Below are 21,015 nucleotides of genomic sequence, written 5' to 3'. Positions count from 1 at the left end.
CGGAACCTAGCGAGGCGAGGTTAAGCTAGCGTTTGGCGAGCTTCTCGATCTGGGCCTGCATCTCGGCCATCTGCTTCTTGAGGGCGTCGAGCGTCTCGTCGGCCGCCGGCGGGGCGGGCGCCGCGGGCTTGGCGGGCGCTGGCTCCTCCTGCGGGCGCGTATAGGCGAACGGCGAGAACATCTTCATCGCCCGATCGAACATGGCCAGGTTCTGGCGGATCTGGTCCTCGTAGGCGCCGCCCAGGCCCGAGCCAAGTCCCGAGCCCTGGCCGATGCTGGCGAACTGGGCGCGCATGCGCTCCTGCTGCTCGGCGAAGGTGGCCAGCGACAGCTCAAGATAACTCGGCAGGAACGCCTGCATCGAGTTGCCGTAGAACCCGATCAGCTGCCGCAGGAACTGGATGGGCAGCAGGTTCTGTCCCTCGCGGCTTTCTTCCTCGAAGATGATCTGGGTCAAGACGGTTCGGGTGATGTCCTCGTTGGTCTTGGCGTCGTAGACGACGAAATCCACGCCCTGCTTCACCATGTCGGACAGGTGTTCGAGCGTGACGTACGAGGACGAGGCGGTGTTGTAGAGTCGCCGGTTGGCGTACTTCTTGATGACGACGCGGCCGTCGTCGGATCCCTGGGTGTCAGCCATCCCACAGTCCTTCATCTGCCCGCCCCCGGCGGCGGATTCTCATTCTTGCACCGCAGTATCGCGGATGCGAGCGCCTTGCGAAAGTGATCGCCCCGATTAGGCGAGTCAGTTTGCGCCCTTGCCCAAGCTCCGCCCTTTATCGATAGATGAAAACCTCAAATGAGCTGAGGAGCCCTCCCATGAGCGACGTCGTCATCGTCTCGGCCGTCCGCACCCCCGTCGGATCGTTCAATGGAGCGCTGTCCAGCCTCCCAGCCCATGAGCTCGGCAAGGTGGCGATTACCGCCGCGGTCGAGCGGGCCGGCATCTCCACCGGCGACGTCGGCGAAGTCATCATGGGCCAGGTGCTGCAGGCTGGCGCCGGCCAGGGCCCGGCGCGCCAGGCGGCGGTCAACGCCGGCATTCCGGTCGAGAGCCCGGCCTGGAGCCTCAACCAACTGTGCGGTTCGGGCCTGCGCGCGGTGGCGCTTGGCGCTCAGCAGATCGCGGACGGTTCGGCCGCTATCGTCATCGCCGGCGGCCAGGAGAGCATGAGCCAGGCCCCGCACGCCCAGCAGCTGCGTTCAGGCCAGAAGATGGGCGACCTGGCCCTGGTCGACACCATGATCAAGGACGGGCTGTGGGACGCCTTCCACGGCTACCACATGGGCCAGACGGCCGAGAACATCGCAGCCCGCTGGCAGATCACCCGCGAGGAGCAGGACAAGTTCGCCGTCGCCAGCCAGAACAAGGCCGAGGCCGCCCAGAAGGCCGGCAAATTCACCGATGAGATCGCGCCGGTGACCATCAAGGGCCGCAAGGGCGACACCATCGTCGATCAGGACGAGTACATCCGCCACGGCGCGACGCTGGAAAGCGTATCGGGCCTGCGCCCGGCCTTCGCCAAGGACGGCTCGGTCACCGCCGCCAACGCCTCGGGCCTCAATGACGGCGCCGCCGCGCTGGTGCTGATGAGCGCCGACGAGGCCGCCAAGCGCGGCTTGAAGCCGCTGGCGCGCATCGCTTCCTGGGCCAACGCCGGGGTCGAGCCGGAAATCATGGGCACGGGCCCGATCCCGGCCAGCCGCAAGGCCCTGGAAAAGGCCGGTTGGTCCGTGGCCGACCTGGATTTGGTCGAATCGAACGAGGCTTTCGCCGCCCAGTCGATCTGCGTGGTGCGGGACCTGGGCCTTGACCCGGCCAAGGTGAACGTGAACGGCGGCGCGATCGCCATCGGCCACCCGATCGGCGCCTCGGGCGCCCGCATTCTCACCACCCTTGTGCACGAAATGAAACGTTCGGGCGCCAAGAAGGGGTTGGCGACGCTCTGCGTCGGCGGCGGCATGGGCGTTGCCATGTGCGTGGAGTCAGTCTGACGTTCCTGGAGCGCCGGACCAACCGGCGCCCGGTTGTTTAAGCGAGGGAGGCGAGCCCGATGGGCAGAGTTGCGTTCGTGACGGGGGGAACCCGGGGGATCGGCCGGGCGATCGTGGAGCGGCTGAAGAGCGACGGCTTCGAGGTCGCCGCCGGCTATTCCGGCAACGAGGCCGCCGCTCAGGCCTGCGCGTCCGAACTGGGCGTGATGGTCGTAAAGGGCAATGTCGGCAGCTTCGAGGACTGTGGCCGTGCGGTCGAGGCGGTGACCGCCGAGCTCGGCCCGATCGAGGTGCTGGTCAACAACGCCGGGATCACCCGCGATGGCGTGTTCCACAAGATGACCGCCGAGCAGTGGTCTGAGGTCATCCGCGTCAACATGGACTCGGTCTTCAACATGACCCGGCATGTGATCGAGGGCATGCGCGACCGCGGCTGGGGCCGGGTCATCAACATCTCGTCGATCAACGGCCAGAAGGGCCAGATGGGTCAGACCAACTATTCGGCGGCCAAAGCCGGGGTGATCGGCTTCACCAAGGCGCTGGCGCTGGAGAACGCGCGCAAGGGGGTCACGGTCAACTGCATCGCGCCGGGCTACATCGACACCGAGATGGTGCAGGCCGTGCCCGAGAACGTCCTCGCCTCGATCATCGGCCAGATCCCGGTCGGCCGTCTGGGCAAAGGCGAAGAGATCGCCGACATGGTCGCATTCCTGGCCGGCGAGCACGCCGGTTACGTCACCGGGTCGACTTTGTCGCTGAACGGTGGCCAGTACATGGCCGGCTAAGCTTGGCGCGCGTCCAAAAAGCGCCCCAGTCAAAGGGCATCTGCCTAGCTCGATGGTGAGCGAAAGACCGGCGTCAGCGTACCTAGGGCTTATCGCCGTGGCGTTCGCCGCGGCGATGAACCTTGGCTGGGCGGCGGTCGCGCACGCCGGACCGCAGACCCTGCGCGAGGGCCTGTTCGGCGATCGCACGGCCCCCGGCCGCCAGGCCAGCCCGCCGGTAGCCCGCTATGTCAGCGAGGACGGCGACGGCTTCGTCCTCGATCGCAGCCAGCCGCGCGTCTACATGAAGTTCGACGACAGCCCCGAAATCTGGGCGCTGCGGCCGCATCCGGCCCCGCGCGGCGACGTGATCTACAAGAACGATCTGGGCGAGCCGGTGTTGCGCGCGACGCGACTGGGCGGCCTGACCCTGTTCACCGCCGATCGGCCCGGCGGCTCTCCGGCGGCCCTGGCCGGCGCTGGCGGCGCCCTGCGGTTGGCGCCGCTCAGCCCGCAGGCGCTGCTTGAACGGCTGGCCCAGGCCAGCGCCCGGGCCACGCGCGCGGCCCGCAGGCTGATTCCCTTCGAGGCCGACGCCTCGCCGGCCTCCTCGGCGGTGGTCGCCGACGCCGCCGCCGTGACGGCCGAGGCTGTCGTGCGCATCTCCCGCAGGCCAGATGGCCGCAGCCTGCTGTCGCGGGTCAAGAAGGTGAAGCTGGTCGAGGGACGTAGACCCTCGGCGATCCTGTACGGCGAAGAAATGCGCATCACTGTGACGCCGGCCGACGGCCTCTATGGCCGCCCGTCGTCGGACCGCATCATGCAGGCGGCGGGTTCCCGCTAACACTGGACATGCAAAGGCCCGCCACAAGGGCGGGCCCTACTCGCGCGGCCTTCGGGGGACTAGCGCTGCGCGAGTTCCTGGGGCTTCCCGGCCAGGGCCTGATGCGCGGCCAGCTTGTCCTGGATTTCGGCGCGGGCGCCCTGCAGGCAGGCGTGGTGCGCGGCCAGGGTGATGCGGCCGACCGAGGCGGAGCTGCAGTAGTCGGCGGCGGCCTTCGCCACCCGATGCTCCAGGGTGTGCGCGTGGCGTGCCGAGCCGAGGTCGATATCCGACACCTTCACCGCGACCGGAGCGGCCTGCGCGCCGGTGGCCAGGGCCAGGATAGGAACAGCGGCCAGGGCGATGGTCGCGACGCCGGCCAGGGCGGTGCTGAACTTGGTCATCTGAACTCTCCCAATTCGTGGCGCCTGTCTGGGTCGCCGATGAGCAATGGGTAGTCCAAGCGGGCCCGATAAATCGTGTTAATCCGGAGTAATGACGAAGGTTTAAGGAAGTTACCGAACGTACATGTGCGCTGTTATTTGATGTCTATGCTTGGTTGGTCCGGACGCGCCGTGCGCCGTTCGTCGCCCATCAGATTTACTCCGCTTGCGGTGCGGCCATACCAGCCCTTAGGATTTCGCAATAAACAGGGAGGGCGGCTTTCATGGCCTTCAAGCTCAATGTGAACGGCAAGGTGCTGTCGGCGGACGTCGACGGAGACACGCCTCTTCTCTGGGTGCTCCGCGACACCCTCGGCATACTCGGTCCCAAGTACGGTTGCGGCGTCGCCCAGTGCGGGGCCTGCACGGTCCATATCGACGGCGCGCCGATGCGTTCGTGCACGATCCCGGTCGAGGGGCTCGGACAATCGAAGATCGTCACCATCGAGGGCGTCGGCGCCAGCGCCGTGGGCCAGAAGGTGCAGGCCGCCTGGAGCGAACTGGACGTGGCCCAATGCGGCTACTGCCAGGCCGGCCAGATCATGTCGGCGACCGCGCTGCTGACCGAAAAACCGAAGCCGACCGACGCCGACATCGACGAGGCGATGGCGGGGAACATCTGCCGCTGCGCGACCTACACGCGCATCCGCGCGGCCATCAAGCAGGCCTCCGGCCAGAAGACGGAGGCCTGACCATGGCGGACGGATCCCAGCTTACTTCGGCCAATCGCCGCGACGTCCTGGCCGGCGCGGGCCTGGTGCTGTCGTTTGCGGTCGCGGGCAAGGCCGGCGCCGCCGGGGCCGCGCAGGGCGGCGGCAAGCTCAACGCCTATGTGCGCGTGGCCCCCGATAACAGCGTGACCATCGTCTCCAAGAACCCGGAGATCGGCCAGGGCATCAAGACCATGCTGCCGATGCTGATCGCCGAGGAGCTCGACGTCGACTGGAGCCAGGTCCGCACCGAGCAGGCGATGAATGACTTCGCCACCTACGGCCGCCAGTTCGCCGGCGGCAGCATGGCCACGCCCCTGCACTGGGACGAGCTGCGCCGGGTCGGCGCGGCGGCGCGGATGATGCTGGTGGCGGCCGCGGCGCAGGGCTGGGGCGTGCCGGCCACCGAGTGCACGACCGCCGGCGGCGTCGTCCATCACGCCGGCTCCAAGCGGAAGGCGACCTATGGCTCGCTGGCGACCAAGGCCGCGCAGGTCACGGTGCCGGACCTCAAGACCGTGCCGCTGAAGGACCCCAAGGACTACAAGATCATCGGCAAGCCGCTGCGCCAGGTCGACACCGACGCGATCGTCACCGGCAAGCCGCTGTTCGGCATCGACGTGGTCGTGCCCGGGATGCTTTACGCCACCTACGAGAAGGCGCCGGTGTTCGGGGCCAAGGTCGCGGGCGCGGACCTCGCCGCGGCCAAGGGCGTGAAGGGCGTGCGCGAGGCCTTCGTGGTCGAGGGCGGAACGGCGCTCGACGGCCTGCTGCCCGGCGTGGCGGTGGTGGCCGACAGCTGGTGGGCGGCGCGCAAGGGCCGCGACCGGCTGAACACCCGGTGGGAGCAGCATCCAACCTCGGCGCAGTCGTCGGCCGGCTTTGCGGCCAGGGCGACCGAACTGGCCAAGGGGGCGCCCGGCAAGACCGAGCGCAACGACGGCGACGTCGAGGCGGCCCTGAAGGGCGCGGCCAAGACGGTGGAGGCGGCCTACGCCTATCCGTTCATCTCGCACGCCAACCTCGAGCCGCAGAACTGCACCGCCCACTTCAAGGACGGCAAGGTCGAGATCTGGGCGCCGACCCAGAACCCCGAGCCGGGCCGCCAGTTGGTCGCCAAGACCCTCGGCGTCGCGCCGGAGGCGGTGACCATCCACATGATCCGCTGCGGCGGCGGCTTCGGCCGGCGGCTTATGAACGACTACATGGTCGAGGCGGCCTGGATCTCCAAGCAGGTCGGCGCGCCGGTGAAGCTGCTCTGGACGCGTGAAGACGACATGCGCCACGATTTCTATCGGCCCGCCGGCTGGCACTTCCTGAAGGGCGGGGTGAACGCGGCCGGCGAAGTGGTCGGCTGGCGCGACCACTTCGTGACCCTCGGCGAAAACGGGACGGCCGCGCGCAGCGCCGGCATGTCGCCGACCGAGTTCCCGGCCCGCTTCGTACCGAACTACCGCTATGACCTGTCGATGATGCCGTGCGGCGTGCCGACCGGACCGCTGCGCGCGCCGGGCTCCAACGCCATCGCCTTCGTCGTGCAGTCGTTCATCGACGAACTGGCCCACGCCGCCGGCGCCGATCCTGTCGCGTTCCGGCTGAAACTTCTTGGCGACAAGCCGGTGGTCGGGGATGCGCCGTCGGGCTACGCGGCCGGCCGCATGGCTGCGGTGGTCAAGCTGGCCGCCGAGAAGGCGGGCTGGGGACGGGCGCTACCTAAGGGCTCGGGCCTGGGGATCGCCTTCCACTACAGCCACCTGGGCTATTTCGCCGAAGTGGTCGAGGCGGCGGTGGCCCCGGACGGCGCGATCAAGGTGGTCAAGGTCTGGGTCGCCGCCGACGTCGGACGGCAGATCATCAATCCGTTCGGCGCCCTGAACCAGATCGAGGGATCGGTGCTGGACGGCCTGTCCGGCGCGCTGCACCAGACTATCACCATCGAGAACGGGGCGGCGGTCGAGAGCAACTTCACCGACTATCCGCTGATGCGCATCAACGAGGCGCCGCCGATCGAGACGCACTTCATCAAGTCGGACAATTCGCCGACCGGCCTGGGCGAACCGGCGCTGCCGCCGATCGTCCCGGCCTTGTGCAACGCGATCTTCGCCGCCACCGGAAAGCGCATTCGTCAGCTTCCGATCGATACGGCCATGCTGAAGAGTGGCTAAGCGCGCGCAGGTCGGCCATCATGTGTTCGGGAGGACGCGGCGGAGCTGATCTGTCGTCGTCTAGATAACAAGAACGCATCGATGACGACGACGACGGTCCGTGTACCGACCAAGCGCTATGAACAGCGCAAGAACGCCATTGTGGGCTCGGCCGTGGAGGTGCTCAACCGCCGCGGCGTGCGGGGGATGACGCTGGCCGACGTGGCCGCGCGCCTCGACCTCGTGCCGACCGGGGTGATCTACTACTTCAAGAACAAGGAAGATCTGGCCGCGGCTTGCTTCCTGCGGGGCATAGACCGCTACAACGGTCTCATCGCCCAGGCCGAGGGCGGCCCGGACGTACGGGCGCGGGTGAAGCAGTTCCTCGACGCCTATTTCGAGTACCGCGCCCGGATGCTGGCGGGGGAGGCCGAGCCCCTCACGGCCTTCAACGACGTGCGGGCCCTGAACAGCGCGCCGGTCAACGCCGCCTATGTCGACATGTTCCGCCGCATCCGCACGCTGCTGTCGGGGCCCGAGACCCGCGGGCTGTCGCGGCCGGCGCTGGGGGCCCGGGCGCTGCTGCTGATCTCGGAGGTGTTCTGGGCGCCGGTCTGGCTGCACCGCAACGACGTCGAAGACTTCGGCCGGGTGTCGCAGCGCGTTTGGGCGATCACCGTGGACGGGCTCGCCGCGCCGGGCGCGGACTGGGACCCCGTTTCATTGCCGACCCTGATCCCCAAGGCGGGCGGCGAGGCGTCCAGCGAACTCTTCCTGCGCGCGGCCACTCAGCTGATCAACGAGGAGGGCTATGTCGGCGCCTCGGTCGAAAAGATCAGCGCCCGGCTCAACGTCACCAAGGGCGCCTTCTATCACCACCACGAGACCAAGGACGAACTGGTGGTGGCCTGCTTTGAGCGGACCTTCGACGTCATGCGCCGGGCCATCCGCCAGGCCGAGGCGGTGTCGACCTGCGGGCTGCAGACCCTGGCGACCATCGCCACGGCGTTGGTCGAGTACCAGCTCAACGGCAATTCGCCCCTGCTGCGCGCCTCGGCCCTGACGTCGGCGCCAGAGGCCATTCAGCCCAAGCTGGTGGCCCGCTTCGACCGGCTGTCGGACCGCTTCGCCTCGCTGATCTCCGACGGGATCGCCGACGGCTCTGTGCGACCGGTGGACGTCAATGTCGGCGCCCAGATGCTGACGGCGATGATCAACGCCGCGGCCGAACTGCACCACTGGACGCCGGGCGTGACCCCGCAAGCCGCGGCCGCGCTCTACGTGCGGCCGTTCTTCGAAGGACTCGCTCCCAAGGCGTAGACGGCCCCCGCGGCGCCCGGGCAAAGTGGGAGAAAAGCCCGAGAGCCGCCAAGGCTCTTGATCCAGGAAGCCGAGCGGGGAAACGCCACGTGAAGAAGCTGCTGATCGCCAACCGCGGCGAGATCGCCATTCGTATCGCCCGCACCACTGCGGACATGGGGATCGACACGCTGGCGGTCTATTCCAGCGACGATGCGGCCTCGCTGCATACTCGGGTGGCGGGCGCTGCTCACGCCCTGACCGGGGCCGGCCCCGCCGCCTATCTCGACGGCGCCCAGATCCTCGCCGCGGCCCAGGCGCATGGCTGCGACGCGGTCCACCCCGGCTATGGCTTCCTCTCCGAGAACGCGGCCTTCGCGCGCGCCTGCGCTCAGGCGGGCGTCGCCTTCGTCGGTCCCTCGCCCGAGACGCTGGAGCTGTTCGGCGACAAGGGCGCGGCCCGCAGCCTGGCCCGACGCTGCGACGTGCCGATCCTGGCCGGGACCCATGGCGGGGTGACCTTGGCCGAAGCGCGGGCGTTCCTGGAAAGCCTGGGGCCCGGCGGCGCGGTGATGGTCAAGGCCGTCGCCGGCGGCGGCGGGCGCGGCATGCGGCCGGTGCGGTCGGCGGGCGAACTGACCGACGCCTTCGAGCGCTGCGCCTCTGAAGCGCAGGCGGCCTTCGGCGACGGGGCGCTCTATGTCGAAGAGTTCCTGCCCCGCGCCCGTCACGTCGAGGTCCAGATCGTCGGCGACGGCCAGGTCGTCTCACACCTGTGGGACCGCGAATGCAGTTTGCAGCGCCAGAGGCAGAAGGTGGTCGAGATCGCGCCGGCGGCGAGCCTGCCGATGGAAACCCGCGAGCGGCTGTTCGAGGCCGCAGTCGCCCTCGGCCGTGCCGCGCACTACCGAAGCCTGGGCACGGTCGAGTTCCTTGTCGACGCCGAGCGCGTCGTGTTCATCGAGGCCAATCCGCGCCTGCAGGTCGAGCATACGGTCACCGAGGAGGTGACCGGGCTCGATCTGGTCCGCCTGCAGATCGAACTGGCCCGCGGCTGCTCCCTGGCCGAGCTCGGTCTGGTGCAGGCCGAGGTTCCGCGTCCGCGGGGCGTCGCCCTGCAGGCCCGGGTCAACCTGGAGACCATGACTGCCGACGGGGCCGCCAAGCCGTCAGGCGGAGTGCTGTCGGCGTACGAGCCGCCGTCGGGTCCGGGCGTGCGGGTCGACGGCTTCGGCTATGGCGGCTACCGCACAGGGACCCGGTTCGACTCCCTGCTGGCCAAGTTGATCGTTCATGCGCCGGACCTGCCGGCCGCGACGGCCAAGGCGCGGCGCGCGCTCTCGGAGTTCAAGATCGTCGGTGCGGCGACCAACATCGAATTCCTGCAAGGCCTGCTGGCCCATCCGGCGGTGGCGAGCGGCGATGTGCACACCCGGTTGATCGAGGAGCGGATGGAGGAACTGGCGCAGGCGCCGGCGGCCCCGCGCCACTACTTCGAGACTGCGGCGGCGAGCGGGACCAAGCGGGCCGGGGCGCAGGTCGACGCCGCCGACCCGCTGGCCGTGCTGCATCACGGCAAGGCGCAGGCCGAGACGCAGGACGAGCCCGAGGAACTGGACGGCCCGGAAGGCACGCGGCCGGTGCGCGCGCCGCTGCAAGGCACGGTGATTGGTCTGATGGTCCAGGTCGGCGACGAGGTGCGCGAGGGCCAGCCTCTGTTCGTCATGGAAGCCATGAAGATGGAGCACGTGATCGCCGCAGACGTCTCCGGCGTCGTGCGGTTGGTGGCCGTGGGCGAGGGCGACACGGTCTTCGAAGACCACGCCCTGGCCTTCATTGAGCCGGCCGAGGTGGCCGGCGGCGCCGTCATCGGCGAGGAAGCGATCGACCTCGATCACATCCGCCCGGACCTGGCCGAGGTGCTGGAGCGCCACCGGATGACACTGGATGAGGCGCGGCCGGACGCTGTCGCCCGGCGTCGCAAGACCGGTCAGCGCACGACGCGGGAGAACATCGACGACCTCTGCGATCCGGGCAGCTTCACCGAGTATGGCGCGCTCACCGTCGCCGCCCGGCGACGCCGCAACACGGTCGACGAGCTCATCGCCCAGACCCCGGCCGACGGCATGGTGATGGGGCTGGGGGCGGTCAACGGCGACCGCTTCGCCGAGGACAAGGCCCGGGTGGCGGTGATGGCCTACGACTACACCGTGCTGGCCGGCACCCAGGGCTCGCACAATCACGACAAACTCGACCGAATGAGCGAAATCGCCGCGCGCTGGCGGTTGCCGACCGTGTTCTTCACCGAGGGCGGCGGCGGGCGGCCCGGCGACACCGAGGGCGGCGGCTTCGTCCGCGGCTTCGAGTTCTGGGGGCGGCTGTCGGGCGCGGTGCCGCTGGTCGGGATCTCGTCCGGGCGCTGCTTCGCCGGCAATGCGGCCATCCTCGGCTGCTGCGACGTGATCATCGCCACCAAGGATTCGGCGCTCGGCATGGGCGGCCCGGCCATGGTCGAGGGCGGCGGGCTCGGCGTGTTCCGCCCCGAGGAAATCGGGCCGATCAAGGTCATGCAGGCCAACGGCACCATCGACGTGCTGGCCGACGACGAAGCCCATGCCGTGAAGCTCGCCAAGCAGTACCTGTCCTATTTTCAAGGACCTGTGGCCGCGTGGACCTGCGCCGACCAACGGCTGTTGCGCCGGGCGATCCCGGAGAACCGGCTGCGGGTCTACGACATCCGCAAGGTCATCGAGCTGATCGCCGACGAGGGCTCGGTGCTGGAGCTGCGCCCGAAGTTCGGCCTGGCCATGGTCACCGCTTTCATTCGCATCGAGGGGCGGCCGGTCGGCGTGTTCGCCAACAATCCGCAGCATATCGGCGGCGCCATAGACTCCGACGCCTCCGACAAGGCCGCGCGCTTCATGCAGCTTTGCGAGGCCTTCGACATCCCGTTGCTGTCGCTATCCGACACCCCCGGCAACATGGTCGGGCCGGAAGCCGAGAAGACCGGCCTGATCCGCCATTGCTCGCGGCTGTTCGTGATCGGGGCGAACCTGACGGTGCCGCTGTTCTCGGTGATCCTGCGCAAGAGCTACGGGCTGGGCGCCATCGCCATGACCGGCGGCAGCTACCAGGCCTCGATGTTCAGCGTCGCCTGGCCCACCGGGGAGTTCGGGGGCATGGGCCTGGAGGGCTCAGTGAAGCTCGGCTACCGCAACGAGTTGGCGGCCATCGAGGATGCGGCCGCCCGTAAGGCGAAGTTCGATGAAATGGTCGCCGCCGCCTACGCCCGTGGCAAGGCGTTGTCCCAGGCCATGGGCCCGGCGCTCGACGACGTGATCGATCCGGCCGATACCCGGCGCTGGGTGCTGGCGGGGCTGAAGGCGCAGCCGCCAGCACCGGTCCGCACCGAGAAGAAGCTGCGCTGGATCGACAGCTGGTGACCGGGTGATGCACAGGGGTGTGACCGACCGCGCCTTGCTTCGTCATCGACGTTAAGCAAGTTTACGCCCGCTAGGCCTCGCTGTGCGCGGTCGCCTCGAAGGCGCCGCGTCCGACGAGGGTCGGGGGACGCGTAATGGATAGGCTGGCCACGCTCACGCCACGCGAGCGGCAGTGCCTGATGGGGGTGGCCCGCCACCTCCAGTCGAAGGAGATCGCGCGCGAGCTCGGGCTCGAGGCGCGTACGGTCGACAAGCATATCGAACGGGCGATGAAGAAGCTGGGGGTGGCCAACCGGCGCGACGCCGCACGTCTGCTCGCCGGCGATGTACGTGATGACTACGTAGGGGCGCCGCTCCCCCTGGCCGAGAGCGTCGACGAGATGGTGACCTCCTTGGCGAAAGGAGGCGCACATGCCCCACACGGCGAGACGACTGCCACAGACTACCTGGGGCGACCTGGAAGCGATCTTCGACAGCCTGGCCAGCACAGGTCAGCAGAGGGAGACGGTGCATCACCTGTTGCAGGTGACGCGCGAGATGAGCCCGTATCTCACGAAGCTCGATCTGCTGCGCGAGATTATCTGCGTCGCGCTCGTCTTGTTGCCCGCCGAGGCGCAGCCCCCCCAGTCGTGGAGGTGGCTGGCCCAGGGACCACCCGGACCCCCTGGCGACGACTCCTGAGCGCCATGTTGTTCACCCTAGTCGCAGGGGCCCTGCTGATCGGCGGTCTGGCCATCGCCATCCAGCTCGGCCACCTCATGCAGACGCTCGACGTCTGGTTTGCCCGCGGCTGACCGGCCCTCCGCCGACGCCGCTCCTCTTCGCAGAAACACACCACGTCCCGCGCCCTTGCGCGGAGGAAGGACACCTCATGCAACGTCGTGAACTGGCCCAGGCCATCGCCACCTCGCTCTTCGAGACCGAGGCCGCCCTGGATGCGGCCCTCGAGAAAGCCGCCTTGCTGATCGCCCAGACCAGCGCCCTGCGCCGCGAGCACAACTACTCGGCGGTCCTCGGCCACGAGGCCGTCGCCGCCCTGACCCGGACCATCGACGCCCTGGGCGAGGCGCGCGGCCACACGATGTCGGCCCATGCCGCGTTCGAGAAGGCTTCGCCCCAACTCGGCGTCAAGCCGGCCACCCTGCATGGCACCGGCGTCGAGAAGCCGCCGACCGGCGCCTCGGAAGCCGAGGGGCCGATCCTGCGCGCGGTCCGCAGCGCGGCTTGACGCGATGCCCGCACCGCTTTCCCTTCCGGGGATGAGCTGGCTTGCGATGTTCGACGCGCCTGTGCAGCTGACCGGCGCCGTCGCGACGGCGACGGTCACGCTGCTGGCGCTCTGGAAGGGCGGCGTTCCCGAGCGGATCGCCGCACTCGTCAGTCTCGCCGCCTTCTTCCTCAGCCCGCTGGCCCAGCAACTTGGCGGCCTGCCGCAACCGCTCTGGGGCGTGGCGGCGGTGGATGCGACGGTGCTCGGCGTCGTGACGCTGCTGATCTGGTTTTACGACCGCCAGTGGCTGATCGGGGCCTGGGCGGCCGAGGCGCTGACCCTGATGTGCCATGCAGCCAAGCTGGCCGACGTCACCCTGCTGGCGCGCGGCTACGTCGCCAGCCTCTACATCCTCTATTTCGGCTTCCTGGCCTCGCTGGCCTGGGGCGCGTTCGAGGCCAGCGCCCGCCGCGCCCGCGCCGCCGGGACCTAGTGAGGGACGTAGGTGCGCAGCACATCCTCGATGATCCGTTCGAGCTGGCCCAGGGTGTTGCAGGTCTTCGCCACGTGGCAGAAGCGCTCGTAGCGGTGCATGACGCTGTCGCCCTGGGTCCAGTAGCTCTCCGGCTCGGGGTTCAGCCAGATGACCGAGCGGGCGCGATTGTGGATCGTGGCCATCAGGTCCAGCCGCGGATCGGCATAATTCGACCGCCCGTCGCCCAGGAAGATGACGGTGGTGTGCCGGTCGACGTGATCGAGGTGGTTCTCGCAGAAATCCTCCAGCGACTTGCCGTAGTCGGTCTGCTGGAAGCCGATCTTGCGCAGCACCTGGAAGATCGCGCCGTCGACGTGCTCGTCGTCGAGGATGTCGTTGACGCTGATCAGCCGGCCGGAGAACGCATAGGCTTCCATCCGGTCGACCACTTCATTTAGCGAGTAGAGGAAGGTCAGCAGGAACTGCGCGGCGGCCGCCACCGACTTCGACACGTCGCAGATGCAGACGATCGACGGCTTGTCGATCTTCTCGGTCTTCCAGACGATCTCGAACGGCATGCCGCCATAGGGCATTGATTTCCGCAGCGTGCGGCGGATGTCCATGTGGCCTTTGCGGGCGCGGTTGCGGCGGCGCGAATAGCGGTCGGCCAGCCGCTTGGCCATCTTCTTGACCAGGGCCTGCATCATCGCCTGGTCGACCGGATCGATGCCGCCCTCGGCGTTCAGCGCCTTGCGGGCCAGCATCTCCTCACGGAGCATCTTGCCCGAGCCTGAGGCGTAGAGTTCGTGCTGGCGCTCGACATAGCGCTGGGCTTCCTGGGCCAGCCGGCGCTTGCCGGCCTCCAGCCGGTCGGCGGCGTCGCCGCCGCCTTCCAGCTTTCGGGCGTTGGCGATGATGCCCTCGATCTCGGCCAGCCCCATCTCTTCGAGCAGTCGCCGGGTCAGGCGCGAACGCTGGGTGGTCAGGCGGATCTGCGAGACTTGCGCGCGCTGGGCGGCCTCTTCCATCGCCTGGGCCAGGCCCGAGGCGTCGCCCTCCAGCAGCATGCGGGCGAGCTCCGATTCCTCAGCGCCTTCCGGCAGGCCTTCCATCGGATCGCCGTCGCCCTGCGGCGGCGGCTCGAAGGCCATCTCGTCGCGGCGGAAAAAGGTCTCGAACGTCTCGTCGAACCGGATCACCTCGTCCGAGCTCTTGGCCAGGGTCGCGCACAGCGCGTCCTTGAACAGCTCGCGATCGGCGAAGCCAACCTTCTCCACCGTGCGGTGGGCGTCGATGGCCTCGGCAGGCGAGACCTTCACGTCCGCGGCCCGCAGGGCCCGGAAGAAGTCCTCCAGCGCACCCTGCATGGGGCTAGACCCTTTCCGGTTCAGGTGAAATCACCTGAACCGGACAAAAAGGGTCTATCTTCAAAAACTTAGAGCATGACGGCCGCTTCAACCGGCTTCCACTTGAAGCTGTCATGCTCTACGCCGCCGGACGGCGCAGCAGTTCGGAGATCTGCGGCTCCACCGCAGCGATGTCGGGCTCGAACTTCAGCAGCACGTTCAGCGTGTCGCGGACGATCTCCGGGCTCAGGCTGTCTGCGCCCAGCAGGATCAGCGCGCGGGCCCAGTCGACCGTCTCGGAGATCGAGGGCGACTTGCGCAGGTCGAGCGTGCGCAGCGACTGGACGAAGCCAACCAGGTTCGTGGTCAGGGCCTGTTCGATGCCCGGCACGCGGCTGGCGACGATCTTGCGCTCCAGGTCGGCGTCGGGCAGCGGGATGTGCAGGTGCAGGCAGCGGCGCTTAAGCGCGTCGCCCAGGTCGCGGATGTTGTTCGAAGTCAGGAACACCAGCGGCGGGGTCTTGGCCTCGATGACGCCCAGCTCCGGGATGGAGACCTGATAGGCTGACAGCACCTCCAGCAGGAAGGCCTCGAACGCCTCGTCCGACTTGTCGATTTCGTCGATCAGCAGCACGCAGCCGTCGTCTTCCTTCAGCGCCTTCATCAGCGGGCGGGGTTCCAGGAAGGGCTCGGAGAAGAACAGGTCGCCGATGCCGTGCAGCCGCTCCATGGCCGCGTCCATGTCCTGGGCGTCGGAGAGGGCCGCGCCCATCCGGTCCTTCAGGATCTGGGTGTAGAGCAGCTGCTTGCCGTACTTCCACTCGTACAGCGCCTTGGACTCGTCCAGGCCCTCGTAGCACTGCATGCGGATCAGGGGCTGGCCGAGCAGCTTGGCGGTCGACAGCGCCAGTTCGGTCTTGCCCACGCCGGCCGAGCCTTCGACCAGGATCGGCTTTTGCAGGTGGATGGCCATGTAGAGGGCCGTGGCGATGCGGCGCGAGGCGATGTAGCCGACGCTGGCCAGACCTTCGATCAGGGCGTCCACGGACGACAGCACGTCCGGCTTCGCGGCCTTAATCGCCGCGGGAGAGGTAGCGCTCAAAGTCTCAAACTTTCAAAAGTCGCGCGAAATGGCGCCTGGCTATCTTCAATGACCGCGAGTGTGCAGGGGCCGGGGCCTGCACGCAAGCGCTGGTTCAAACGGGCGTTGGGGTGTCGCCCGGGTGTGTCATCGGCTCGCGATCGTCTGGCTGGGCTTGTCCCCGCCACCCAGACGCACCGCGTTCGGAATAACCCCGTGAGCGCGCAGTTTATGGGGCCCCGGCATTTCGCTTCGCTGCAGCCGGGGATGACGAACGGAAGGGCTACACCCCGTACGGCCGATACGGCCCGGCGATCAGTTGCTCGAACACGCCCATGCCCTTGACCGGCGCCTCGCCCGGCAGGGTCAGGGTGACGTGGCTGAGCGCCTGGATGTGGACGTTCTCAGGTGCGGCCATGTCGACGGCGTTCAGGTCGATGTCCTCGCGCTCTACCACCAGGTCGCCCTTGTAGCCCCCGTGGCGCCAGGTCGGCGCGCCGTAGCCGATACCGCGCATCAGGAAGGTCAGGAACGGCTCGAAGCGGATGGCGGCCGAGCCCTGGGCCAGCGGCACGTTCAGCGTTCCGGTCTTGGCGTGGCGGGTGCCGGCAATCAGCGACACCTCGTCCATGCTCGCGCCTTCGCTTTCGTAGAAGGCCTCGGGCCCCGCGCCGTCCGCGGCGATCACCGCGCGGGTGTTCCAGGGGCGGCCGTCCGGGTCGGCGTTGACGTGGAAGAAGATGCTGCGATCAGCGAAATTCAGCGGCGTCCACTGCCAGAAGAAGCCGCCGACGGTCATCGGGACCGGCGGCTGCGGGTCGGGCGCGCCGACCGGGCGGATGCCCCAGGAGCGGTCGCGGGTGCCGACCGTTCCCGCCGCCAGCTGCTTGCGCACGCCGTCGACCTCGATCCAGCCGGTGCAGCGCACGTTCTGGGTCAGGCGGGTGTAGTCCATGAAGGCGCGCGGCCCGATCCGGCGCATGAACCGCGGCTCCTCGATCGGGAAGCTGCGGCCCTCGAAGACGATCTCGGCGGCGAAGCCGTTCGACGGCGCCACCGTGACCTTCAGCTTCTGCAGCGGCTCGATCACCTCGATCGAGATCGGCCCGCAGGCGAGGTCAAGCCGCTCCATGTTCATCACCTTGGAGGCATGCAGGCAGTGCTCGACCCCGTCGCGGATCACCGAGAAGTGGGCGTCGGCGATGTTGAGCTGCGGATAGACGCCGAAGGCGATGGCGAAGAACTCGGTCCCATCGGGCTGATAGCCGTTGAAGAAATAGCGATCATAGAAATTCCGGTCCGTGCCGGCGTAGGCGATCGGCTCGGGCGTCTGGTGGATCGGAAAATCGTCGGCCTTGGTCAGCATGCGGGGCGTCCTCCCAGACGGCTTGGAACTGTCGGCGATCTTGTCTTTGTCGATTGACGGTATTGCGACGTCGCCGTGTGCGGCATTATCAAGTGAACAAAGAAAACAAAACAAGGGAGGACGCTTTTTGCTGACGCCACGTAAGGTTACGTGGCGTGAACCGGCAACGAGCGCTCAGGAGAGATGAGCACAAGCATCGCGCGCATACCCGACGAATACGCGGCCAATCTGGTCGATCCCAAAGCCTATGCAGACGGGCGCATCTACGAGACCTATGCTTGGCTCCGCGCTAACAACCCCTTCGGGCTAGCCGAAATCGAAGGTTTCGACCCGTTCTGGGTGGCGACCAAACACGCCGACATCCTGGAGATCAGCCGCCAGAACGCGCTGTTTCACAGCGGCGACAAGGCGACCGTCATCACCAACAAGGCCGCCGACACCGCCGTGCGCGCCATGATGGGCGGCAGCCCGCACCTGGTCCGCAGCCTGGTGCAGATGGACGCCCCCGATCACCCGAAATATCGCGCCCTGACCCAGTCCTGGTTCATGCCGACCAACATCAAGGGCCTGGAAGATCGTATCCGCGGCATCGCGCGCAAGGCGGTGGACCGGATGGCGGCGACCGGCGGCGAGTGCGACTTCGTTCGCGACGTCGCCCTGGGCTACCCGCTGCACGTGATCATGGAGATCCTCGGCGTCCCGGAAGAGGACGAGCCGCGGATGCTGACCCTGACGCAGGAGTTGTTCGGCGCGACCGATCCTGAGCTCGCCCGCGACAGTGCGCCGGACATCTCCAAGATGCTGACCGAGGGCGTGGTGGCGGATTTCTATGCCTATTTCGCCAAGATGTCGGCCGACCGCCGGGCCAACCCCAAGGATGACGTCGCCTCGGTGATCGCCAACTCGCAGATCGATGGCCAGCCGATCTCAGAGCTGGAGGCGATGAGCTACTACATGATCGTCGCCACCGCCGGGCATGACACCACCTCGTCCTCGACCGCCGGGGCGCTGTGGGGCCTGGCCGCCAATCCGGGCGAGTTCGCTAAGGTGAAGGCCGATCCGACCCTGATCCCGAGTCTGGTGGACGAGAGCATTCGCTGGATCACCCCGGTGAAGACCTTCATGCGGTCGGCCACCGAAGCGACCGAGTTCGCGGGACGCCAGCTCGCCAAGGACGACTGGATGATGCTCTGCTACGCTTCGGGCAACCGCGACGAGGAGGTCTTCGACGACCCCGCGGCGTTCAAGATCGACCGCAAGCCCAACAAGCACCTGGCCTTTGGCTACGGCGCGCACCTGTGCCTGGGTCAGCACCTGGCCAAGATGGAGATGCGCATCCTCTGGGAGGAGCTGCTACCGCGCATCCAGAGCCTGGAGCTGGCCGACGAGCCCAAGCTGAGCCAGGCGACCTTCGTCAGCGGGCCCAAGACCCTGCCTGTCCGCTTCTCGATGCATTGAGTTTGAGTATGGCGTTAGAACCCCGTCTGGCCGCCTACATCGCCGCCCGCATGCCCGGCGCGCGCGACGTGACGGTCGAAGACCTGTCGCGTATCTCGGGCGGCGCCTCGCGCGAGACCTATCGTTTTCGGTTGCTGTGGAACGAGGACGGCGCAGCGCGCGAGCGCAAGCTGATCCTGCGGCGCGATCCACCGGCCTCTCTGATCGAGACCGAGCGTCGCATCGAGTTCGAGGCCTACCGCGCCTTCCACGGCAGCGCCGTGCCGGTGCCCGAGATGCTGTGGCTGGAGGAAGAGGACGCCGCCCTCGACCACCCGTTCTTCATCGCCGAGGAGATCGCCGGGTTCCAGGCCGGACCTGCGGCGCTGTTCGGACCGCCCTATGCAGCGACCCTCGGCCAGCTTGGCCAGCGTAAGTGGACGATCCTCGGCGAGATCGCCAAGGCCGATCCGGCGGCGCTGGGCCTCACGCAGGTGATGGCGCCCGTGGCGCAGGACGCCTGCTGGGACCGTGAGCTCAGCTATTGGGAAGGCCTGCTCGATCGCGACGAGCCCGAGCCGCTGCCGATCACCCGGGCGGCGATCCGCTGGCTGCGGGCCAATCCGCCGCCGCCGGCCCAGAAGCTGTCGGTGGTGCACGGCGACTATCGGACCGGCAATTTCCTCTATGACGAGGCTGGCGGCATCCACGGCATCCTCGATTGGGAAATGTGCCACCTGGGCGATCCGCTGGAGGACCTCGGCTGGAGCTTCAATCCGGTCTGGTCGTTTGGCCAGGGCAAGGCCGGCGGCCTGCTGCCCCGCGAGGAGGCCGTCGCCATCTGGGAACGCGCCAGCGGCCTGACGGCCGATCCCGCCGCCCTGCACTGGTGGGAGTTGTTCAACTGCGTGAAGGGTCAGGCGATCTGGATCTCGTCGGCCCGCGTCTGGATCGACGGCGGCAACCGCGAGCCGATCATGGTCTATCCGCCCTGGTTGCTGCAGAACGCCCAGGACCGCGCCACCCTGCAAGTGATGGGACGCCTATGAACCCGACCGTTCCCGCCGTCCTGGCAGAGCTCGCCGGACTGTGCATGCGCAACGCCATGCCCGACGTCCACCCCGCCGACCGGGCCAGCTCGCTCGGCCTCTCGGCCGCGCTGCTGGGCGTCGCCGCCGAGGTCTGGGACGGCTCGGCCGCCCGGCTGGTGACCGAGAACCGCGCCATCCGGCCGCTGCTGGCCAGGGCCGGGGAGGCGGGGCTCGACTTCGCCGCCCTGGCGTCCGGCGCGGACGAGGACCTGCGCCTCTCCGCGCTCAAGGCCGACAACGACGCCCTGCGCGCGGCCCTGATCCAGTTGCATGCCGCGGCCGAGGCCAAGGGCGCGCGCGAGCTGGAGGCTGCGGTCTGGTCCGAACTGGTCGCCTCGACCGAGCGCCGCAAGCTGGCCTCGTCGCCGGTTTAGCGGCAACGGTTTCGGTCGCAGACCGAAGACCGGCTCGCCCTCAGCGCGCCTGGTCTGGCCGACTTCCGTCGAGCCGCTCCAGGATATCCAGCGTCCGCGCATCGCGCTCGCCGCCGAAGAACCGGGCGAGCGCCGTGCGGAACGGCTGTTCCTCCGGGGCGAGCGCGTTGAACAGCGTCATGCAGGATCGAAACTTCAGGTCGTCGGGCTGGCCGAACACCTCGCGCGCCGACCCGGGCGCCTCGCACGCCAGTTCGGTCAGGTCGCGCAGCCGAGAGCCCAGCACCGGGTGCTCAAGGTAGGCGGAGGCCTCGGCTGGCGAGCCGATGGCGTAGCGCTGGGCCATGGCGCTGGATCCCAGGCCGGCGATCTGCGGGAATACGAACCACATCCAGTGGGACTGCTTGCGCCCGGCGGCCAGTTCGGCCCGGGCGGCGGCGATCACGCCGGCCTGGGCGTCGAGAAAACGGGCGAGGTCGAAGGGATCGGACATCGAAGTTTCCCTTAGCGTCAGGATCGACAACGGCGCCGTATCGGGCTTTGCTGCCGCGCCCGTCGTCAGGCGGGCCAATTTCCAAATGTCGAATTTTGATTGGGGACGAATTTTAGATGGCGAGAATCTTGCCTGAACCCACGCCCGAGACCCAGCATTTCTGGGACGGGGCGGCCCGGGGCGAACTGCTCCTGCAACGCAACAAGGCCACCGGCGAAGCCTATTTCCCGCCGCGCCCCTTCTGCCCGAAGACCGGCTCGCGCGACGTCGAGGTCTTCAAGGCCAGCGGCAAGGCGATCCTGTGGTCCTATGTGATCAATCACCGCCCCCGCCCCGACATGGGGACCGAGCCCTACGCCATCGCGGTGGTGAAGCTCGAAGAGGGCCCGACCATGATGACCAACATCGTCGGCTGCCCGCAGACGCCTGAAGCCCTGGTCCTCGACATGCCGCTCGAGGTCGTTTTCGAAAAGTTCAGCGACACCATCTCGCTGCCCTTCTTCCAGCCGGCCAAGTCGTAA

At 68.1% G+C, this 21,015-nt stretch carries 20 protein-coding genes and 1 pseudogene; 15 read left to right on the top strand and 6 right to left on the bottom strand.

Features of this window, described 5'->3' with window-relative positions; translation table 11 throughout:
* Nucleotides 1-25: 25 nt before the first annotated feature.
* Entirely contained in the window at nt 26-640 is a 615-nt protein-coding gene (gene phaR, locus OUA97_RS11640) for a polyhydroxyalkanoate synthesis repressor PhaR (protein ID WP_267232059.1), read from the bottom strand.
* A gap of 179 nt (nt 641-819) precedes the next feature.
* Between phaR and OUA97_RS11635 the strand changes: the two genes are divergently transcribed.
* The 3 genes from OUA97_RS11635 to OUA97_RS11625 all read left to right on the top strand — a co-directional run bounded on the left by OUA97_RS11635 (nt 820) and on the right by OUA97_RS11625 (nt 3,603).
* Entirely contained in the window at nt 820-1,995 is a 1,176-nt protein-coding gene (locus tag OUA97_RS11635; RefSeq protein ID WP_267232058.1) for an acetyl-CoA C-acetyltransferase, read from the top strand.
* Nucleotides 1,996-2,054: 59 nt separating this feature from the next.
* Nucleotides 2,055-2,780 (top strand): beta-ketoacyl-ACP reductase, encoded by a 726-nt coding sequence (locus OUA97_RS11630; protein ID WP_267232057.1) that lies wholly within the window; start codon nt 2,055-2,057, stop codon nt 2,778-2,780.
* 97 nt (nt 2,781-2,877) lie between these two features.
* Nucleotides 2,878-3,603, top strand: coding sequence for a DUF4908 domain-containing protein (locus tag OUA97_RS11625; protein ID WP_267232056.1), 726 nt, complete (start codon nt 2,878-2,880; stop codon nt 3,601-3,603).
* A gap of 59 nt (nt 3,604-3,662) precedes the next feature.
* Here the strand turns inward: OUA97_RS11625 and OUA97_RS11620 are convergent, their stop codons facing one another.
* Nucleotides 3,663-3,986 carry a UrcA family protein gene (locus OUA97_RS11620; RefSeq protein WP_267232055.1) on the bottom strand — a complete coding sequence of 108 codons (324 nt, stop codon included), beginning with the start codon at nt 3,984-3,986 and terminating at the stop codon, nt 3,663-3,665.
* Nucleotides 3,987-4,249: 263 nt separating this feature from the next.
* Between OUA97_RS11620 and OUA97_RS11615 the strand changes: the two genes are divergently transcribed.
* The 8 genes and pseudogenes from OUA97_RS11615 to OUA97_RS11585 all read left to right on the top strand — a co-directional run bounded on the left by OUA97_RS11615 (nt 4,250) and on the right by OUA97_RS11585 (nt 13,324).
* Nucleotides 4,250-4,717 (top strand): (2Fe-2S)-binding protein, encoded by a 468-nt coding sequence (locus OUA97_RS11615; protein WP_267232054.1) that lies wholly within the window; start codon nt 4,250-4,252, stop codon nt 4,715-4,717.
* Between the two features lie 2 nt (nt 4,718-4,719).
* Entirely contained in the window at nt 4,720-6,900 is a 2,181-nt protein-coding gene (locus OUA97_RS11610) for a xanthine dehydrogenase family protein molybdopterin-binding subunit (protein WP_267232053.1), read from the top strand.
* Between the two features lie 81 nt (nt 6,901-6,981).
* Nucleotides 6,982-8,199 carry a TetR/AcrR family transcriptional regulator gene (locus OUA97_RS11605; protein WP_267232052.1) on the top strand — a complete coding sequence of 406 codons (1,218 nt, stop codon included), beginning with the start codon at nt 6,982-6,984 and terminating at the stop codon, nt 8,197-8,199.
* An 89-nt stretch (nt 8,200-8,288) separates the two neighbouring features.
* Nucleotides 8,289-11,621, top strand: coding sequence for a carboxyl transferase domain-containing protein (locus OUA97_RS11600; RefSeq protein ID WP_267232051.1), 3,333 nt, complete (start codon nt 8,289-8,291; stop codon nt 11,619-11,621).
* Nucleotides 11,622-11,755: 134 nt separating this feature from the next.
* Nucleotides 11,756-11,923 (top strand): annotated as a pseudogene (locus OUA97_RS23440) (response regulator transcription factor); the annotation flags it as partial.
* 109 nt (nt 11,924-12,032) lie between these two features.
* A complete protein-coding gene (locus tag OUA97_RS11595) occupies nt 12,033-12,302 on the top strand; it encodes a hypothetical protein (RefSeq protein WP_267232050.1) in 270 nt (89 codons plus the stop codon).
* A gap of 190 nt (nt 12,303-12,492) precedes the next feature.
* The gene (locus tag OUA97_RS11590) at nt 12,493-12,849 is read left to right on the top strand and encodes a hypothetical protein (RefSeq protein WP_267232049.1); all 357 of its coding nucleotides are present in this window, start codon (nt 12,493-12,495) and stop codon (nt 12,847-12,849) included.
* A 46-nt stretch (nt 12,850-12,895) separates the two neighbouring features.
* Entirely contained in the window at nt 12,896-13,324 is a 429-nt protein-coding gene (locus tag OUA97_RS11585; RefSeq protein WP_267232048.1) for a hypothetical protein, read from the top strand.
* On the opposite strand, the gene OUA97_RS11580 is transcribed toward OUA97_RS11585, so the two are convergent.
* The 3 genes from OUA97_RS11580 to OUA97_RS11570 all read right to left on the bottom strand — a co-directional run bounded on the left by OUA97_RS11580 (nt 13,321) and on the right by OUA97_RS11570 (nt 17,099).
* Nucleotides 13,321-14,673, bottom strand: a complete 1,353-nt coding sequence (locus OUA97_RS11580; protein WP_267232047.1) for a VWA domain-containing protein — start codon at nt 14,671-14,673, stop codon at nt 13,321-13,323. The genes OUA97_RS11585 and OUA97_RS11580 overlap by 4 nt on opposite strands.
* A gap of 118 nt (nt 14,674-14,791) precedes the next feature.
* Complete coding sequence (locus OUA97_RS11575) at nt 14,792-15,709, bottom strand: AAA family ATPase (protein WP_267232046.1); 918 nt, start codon at nt 15,707-15,709, stop codon at nt 14,792-14,794.
* 307 nt (nt 15,710-16,016) lie between these two features.
* Nucleotides 16,017-17,099, bottom strand: a complete 1,083-nt coding sequence (locus OUA97_RS11570; protein WP_267232045.1) for a hypothetical protein — start codon at nt 17,097-17,099, stop codon at nt 16,017-16,019.
* 183 nt (nt 17,100-17,282) lie between these two features.
* Between OUA97_RS11570 and OUA97_RS11565 the strand changes: the two genes are divergently transcribed.
* The 3 genes from OUA97_RS11565 to OUA97_RS11555 are packed head-to-tail and all read left to right on the top strand — an operon-like array spanning nt 17,283 to nt 20,001.
* Complete coding sequence (locus tag OUA97_RS11565) at nt 17,283-18,557, top strand: cytochrome P450 (protein WP_267232044.1); 1,275 nt, start codon at nt 17,283-17,285, stop codon at nt 18,555-18,557.
* Between the two features lie 8 nt (nt 18,558-18,565).
* Nucleotides 18,566-19,585 carry a phosphotransferase family protein gene (locus tag OUA97_RS11560; RefSeq protein WP_267232043.1) on the top strand — a complete coding sequence of 340 codons (1,020 nt, stop codon included), beginning with the start codon at nt 18,566-18,568 and terminating at the stop codon, nt 19,583-19,585.
* The gene (locus OUA97_RS11555) at nt 19,582-20,001 is read left to right on the top strand and encodes a hypothetical protein (RefSeq protein WP_267232042.1); all 420 of its coding nucleotides are present in this window, start codon (nt 19,582-19,584) and stop codon (nt 19,999-20,001) included. Before OUA97_RS11560 ends, OUA97_RS11555 begins: the two co-directional genes overlap by 4 nt.
* Before the next feature lie 40 nt (nt 20,002-20,041).
* Here the strand turns inward: OUA97_RS11555 and OUA97_RS11550 are convergent, their stop codons facing one another.
* The gene (locus tag OUA97_RS11550; protein ID WP_267232041.1) at nt 20,042-20,494 is read right to left on the bottom strand and encodes a DUF1810 domain-containing protein; all 453 of its coding nucleotides are present in this window, start codon (nt 20,492-20,494) and stop codon (nt 20,042-20,044) included.
* A 128-nt stretch (nt 20,495-20,622) separates the two neighbouring features.
* On the opposite strand from OUA97_RS11550, the gene OUA97_RS11545 reads away from it, so the two are divergent.
* Complete coding sequence (locus tag OUA97_RS11545; RefSeq protein WP_267232040.1) at nt 20,623-21,015, top strand: Zn-ribbon domain-containing OB-fold protein; 393 nt, start codon at nt 20,623-20,625, stop codon at nt 21,013-21,015.

The sequence above is a fragment of the Phenylobacterium sp. 58.2.17 genome (genome assembly GCF_026411515.1).
GTDB lineage: Bacteria > Pseudomonadota > Alphaproteobacteria > Caulobacterales > Caulobacteraceae > Phenylobacterium.
The sequence above is the reverse complement of the archived record's forward strand: the minus strand, read 5'-3'. Positions and strand labels throughout refer to the sequence as shown.

Bases quoted from the DNA above. Each gene is read 5' to 3' on its own strand.
- OUA97_RS11565 (WP_267232044.1), top strand. From the start codon at position 17,283: ATGAGCACAAGCATCGCGCGCATACCCGACGAATACGCGGCCAATCTG.
- OUA97_RS11620 (WP_267232055.1), bottom strand. From the start codon at position 3,986: ATGACCAAGTTCAGCACCGCCCTGGCCGGCGTCGCGACCATCGCCCTG.
- OUA97_RS11615 (WP_267232054.1), top strand. From the start codon at position 4,250: ATGGCCTTCAAGCTCAATGTGAACGGCAAGGTGCTGTCGGCGGACGTC.
- OUA97_RS11585 (WP_267232048.1), top strand. From the start codon at position 12,896: ATGTTCGACGCGCCTGTGCAGCTGACCGGCGCCGTCGCGACGGCGACG.
- OUA97_RS11605 (WP_267232052.1), top strand. From the start codon at position 6,982: ATGACGACGACGACGGTCCGTGTACCGACCAAGCGCTATGAACAGCGC.
- OUA97_RS11560 (WP_267232043.1), top strand. From the start codon at position 18,566: ATGGCGTTAGAACCCCGTCTGGCCGCCTACATCGCCGCCCGCATGCCC.
- OUA97_RS11595 (WP_267232050.1), top strand. From the start codon at position 12,033: ATGCCCCACACGGCGAGACGACTGCCACAGACTACCTGGGGCGACCTG.
- OUA97_RS11635 (WP_267232058.1), top strand. From the start codon at position 820: ATGAGCGACGTCGTCATCGTCTCGGCCGTCCGCACCCCCGTCGGATCG.
- phaR (WP_267232059.1), bottom strand. From the start codon at position 640: ATGGCTGACACCCAGGGATCCGACGACGGCCGCGTCGTCATCAAGAAG.
- OUA97_RS11580 (WP_267232047.1), bottom strand. From the start codon at position 14,673: ATGCAGGGTGCGCTGGAGGACTTCTTCCGGGCCCTGCGGGCCGCGGAC.
- OUA97_RS11570 (WP_267232045.1), bottom strand. From the start codon at position 17,099: ATGCTGACCAAGGCCGACGATTTTCCGATCCACCAGACGCCCGAGCCG.
- OUA97_RS11555 (WP_267232042.1), top strand. From the start codon at position 19,582: ATGAACCCGACCGTTCCCGCCGTCCTGGCAGAGCTCGCCGGACTGTGC.
- OUA97_RS11630 (WP_267232057.1), top strand. From the start codon at position 2,055: ATGGGCAGAGTTGCGTTCGTGACGGGGGGAACCCGGGGGATCGGCCGG.
- OUA97_RS11610 (WP_267232053.1), top strand. From the start codon at position 4,720: ATGGCGGACGGATCCCAGCTTACTTCGGCCAATCGCCGCGACGTCCTG.
- OUA97_RS11550 (WP_267232041.1), bottom strand. From the start codon at position 20,494: ATGTCCGATCCCTTCGACCTCGCCCGTTTTCTCGACGCCCAGGCCGGC.
- OUA97_RS11590 (WP_267232049.1), top strand. From the start codon at position 12,493: ATGCAACGTCGTGAACTGGCCCAGGCCATCGCCACCTCGCTCTTCGAG.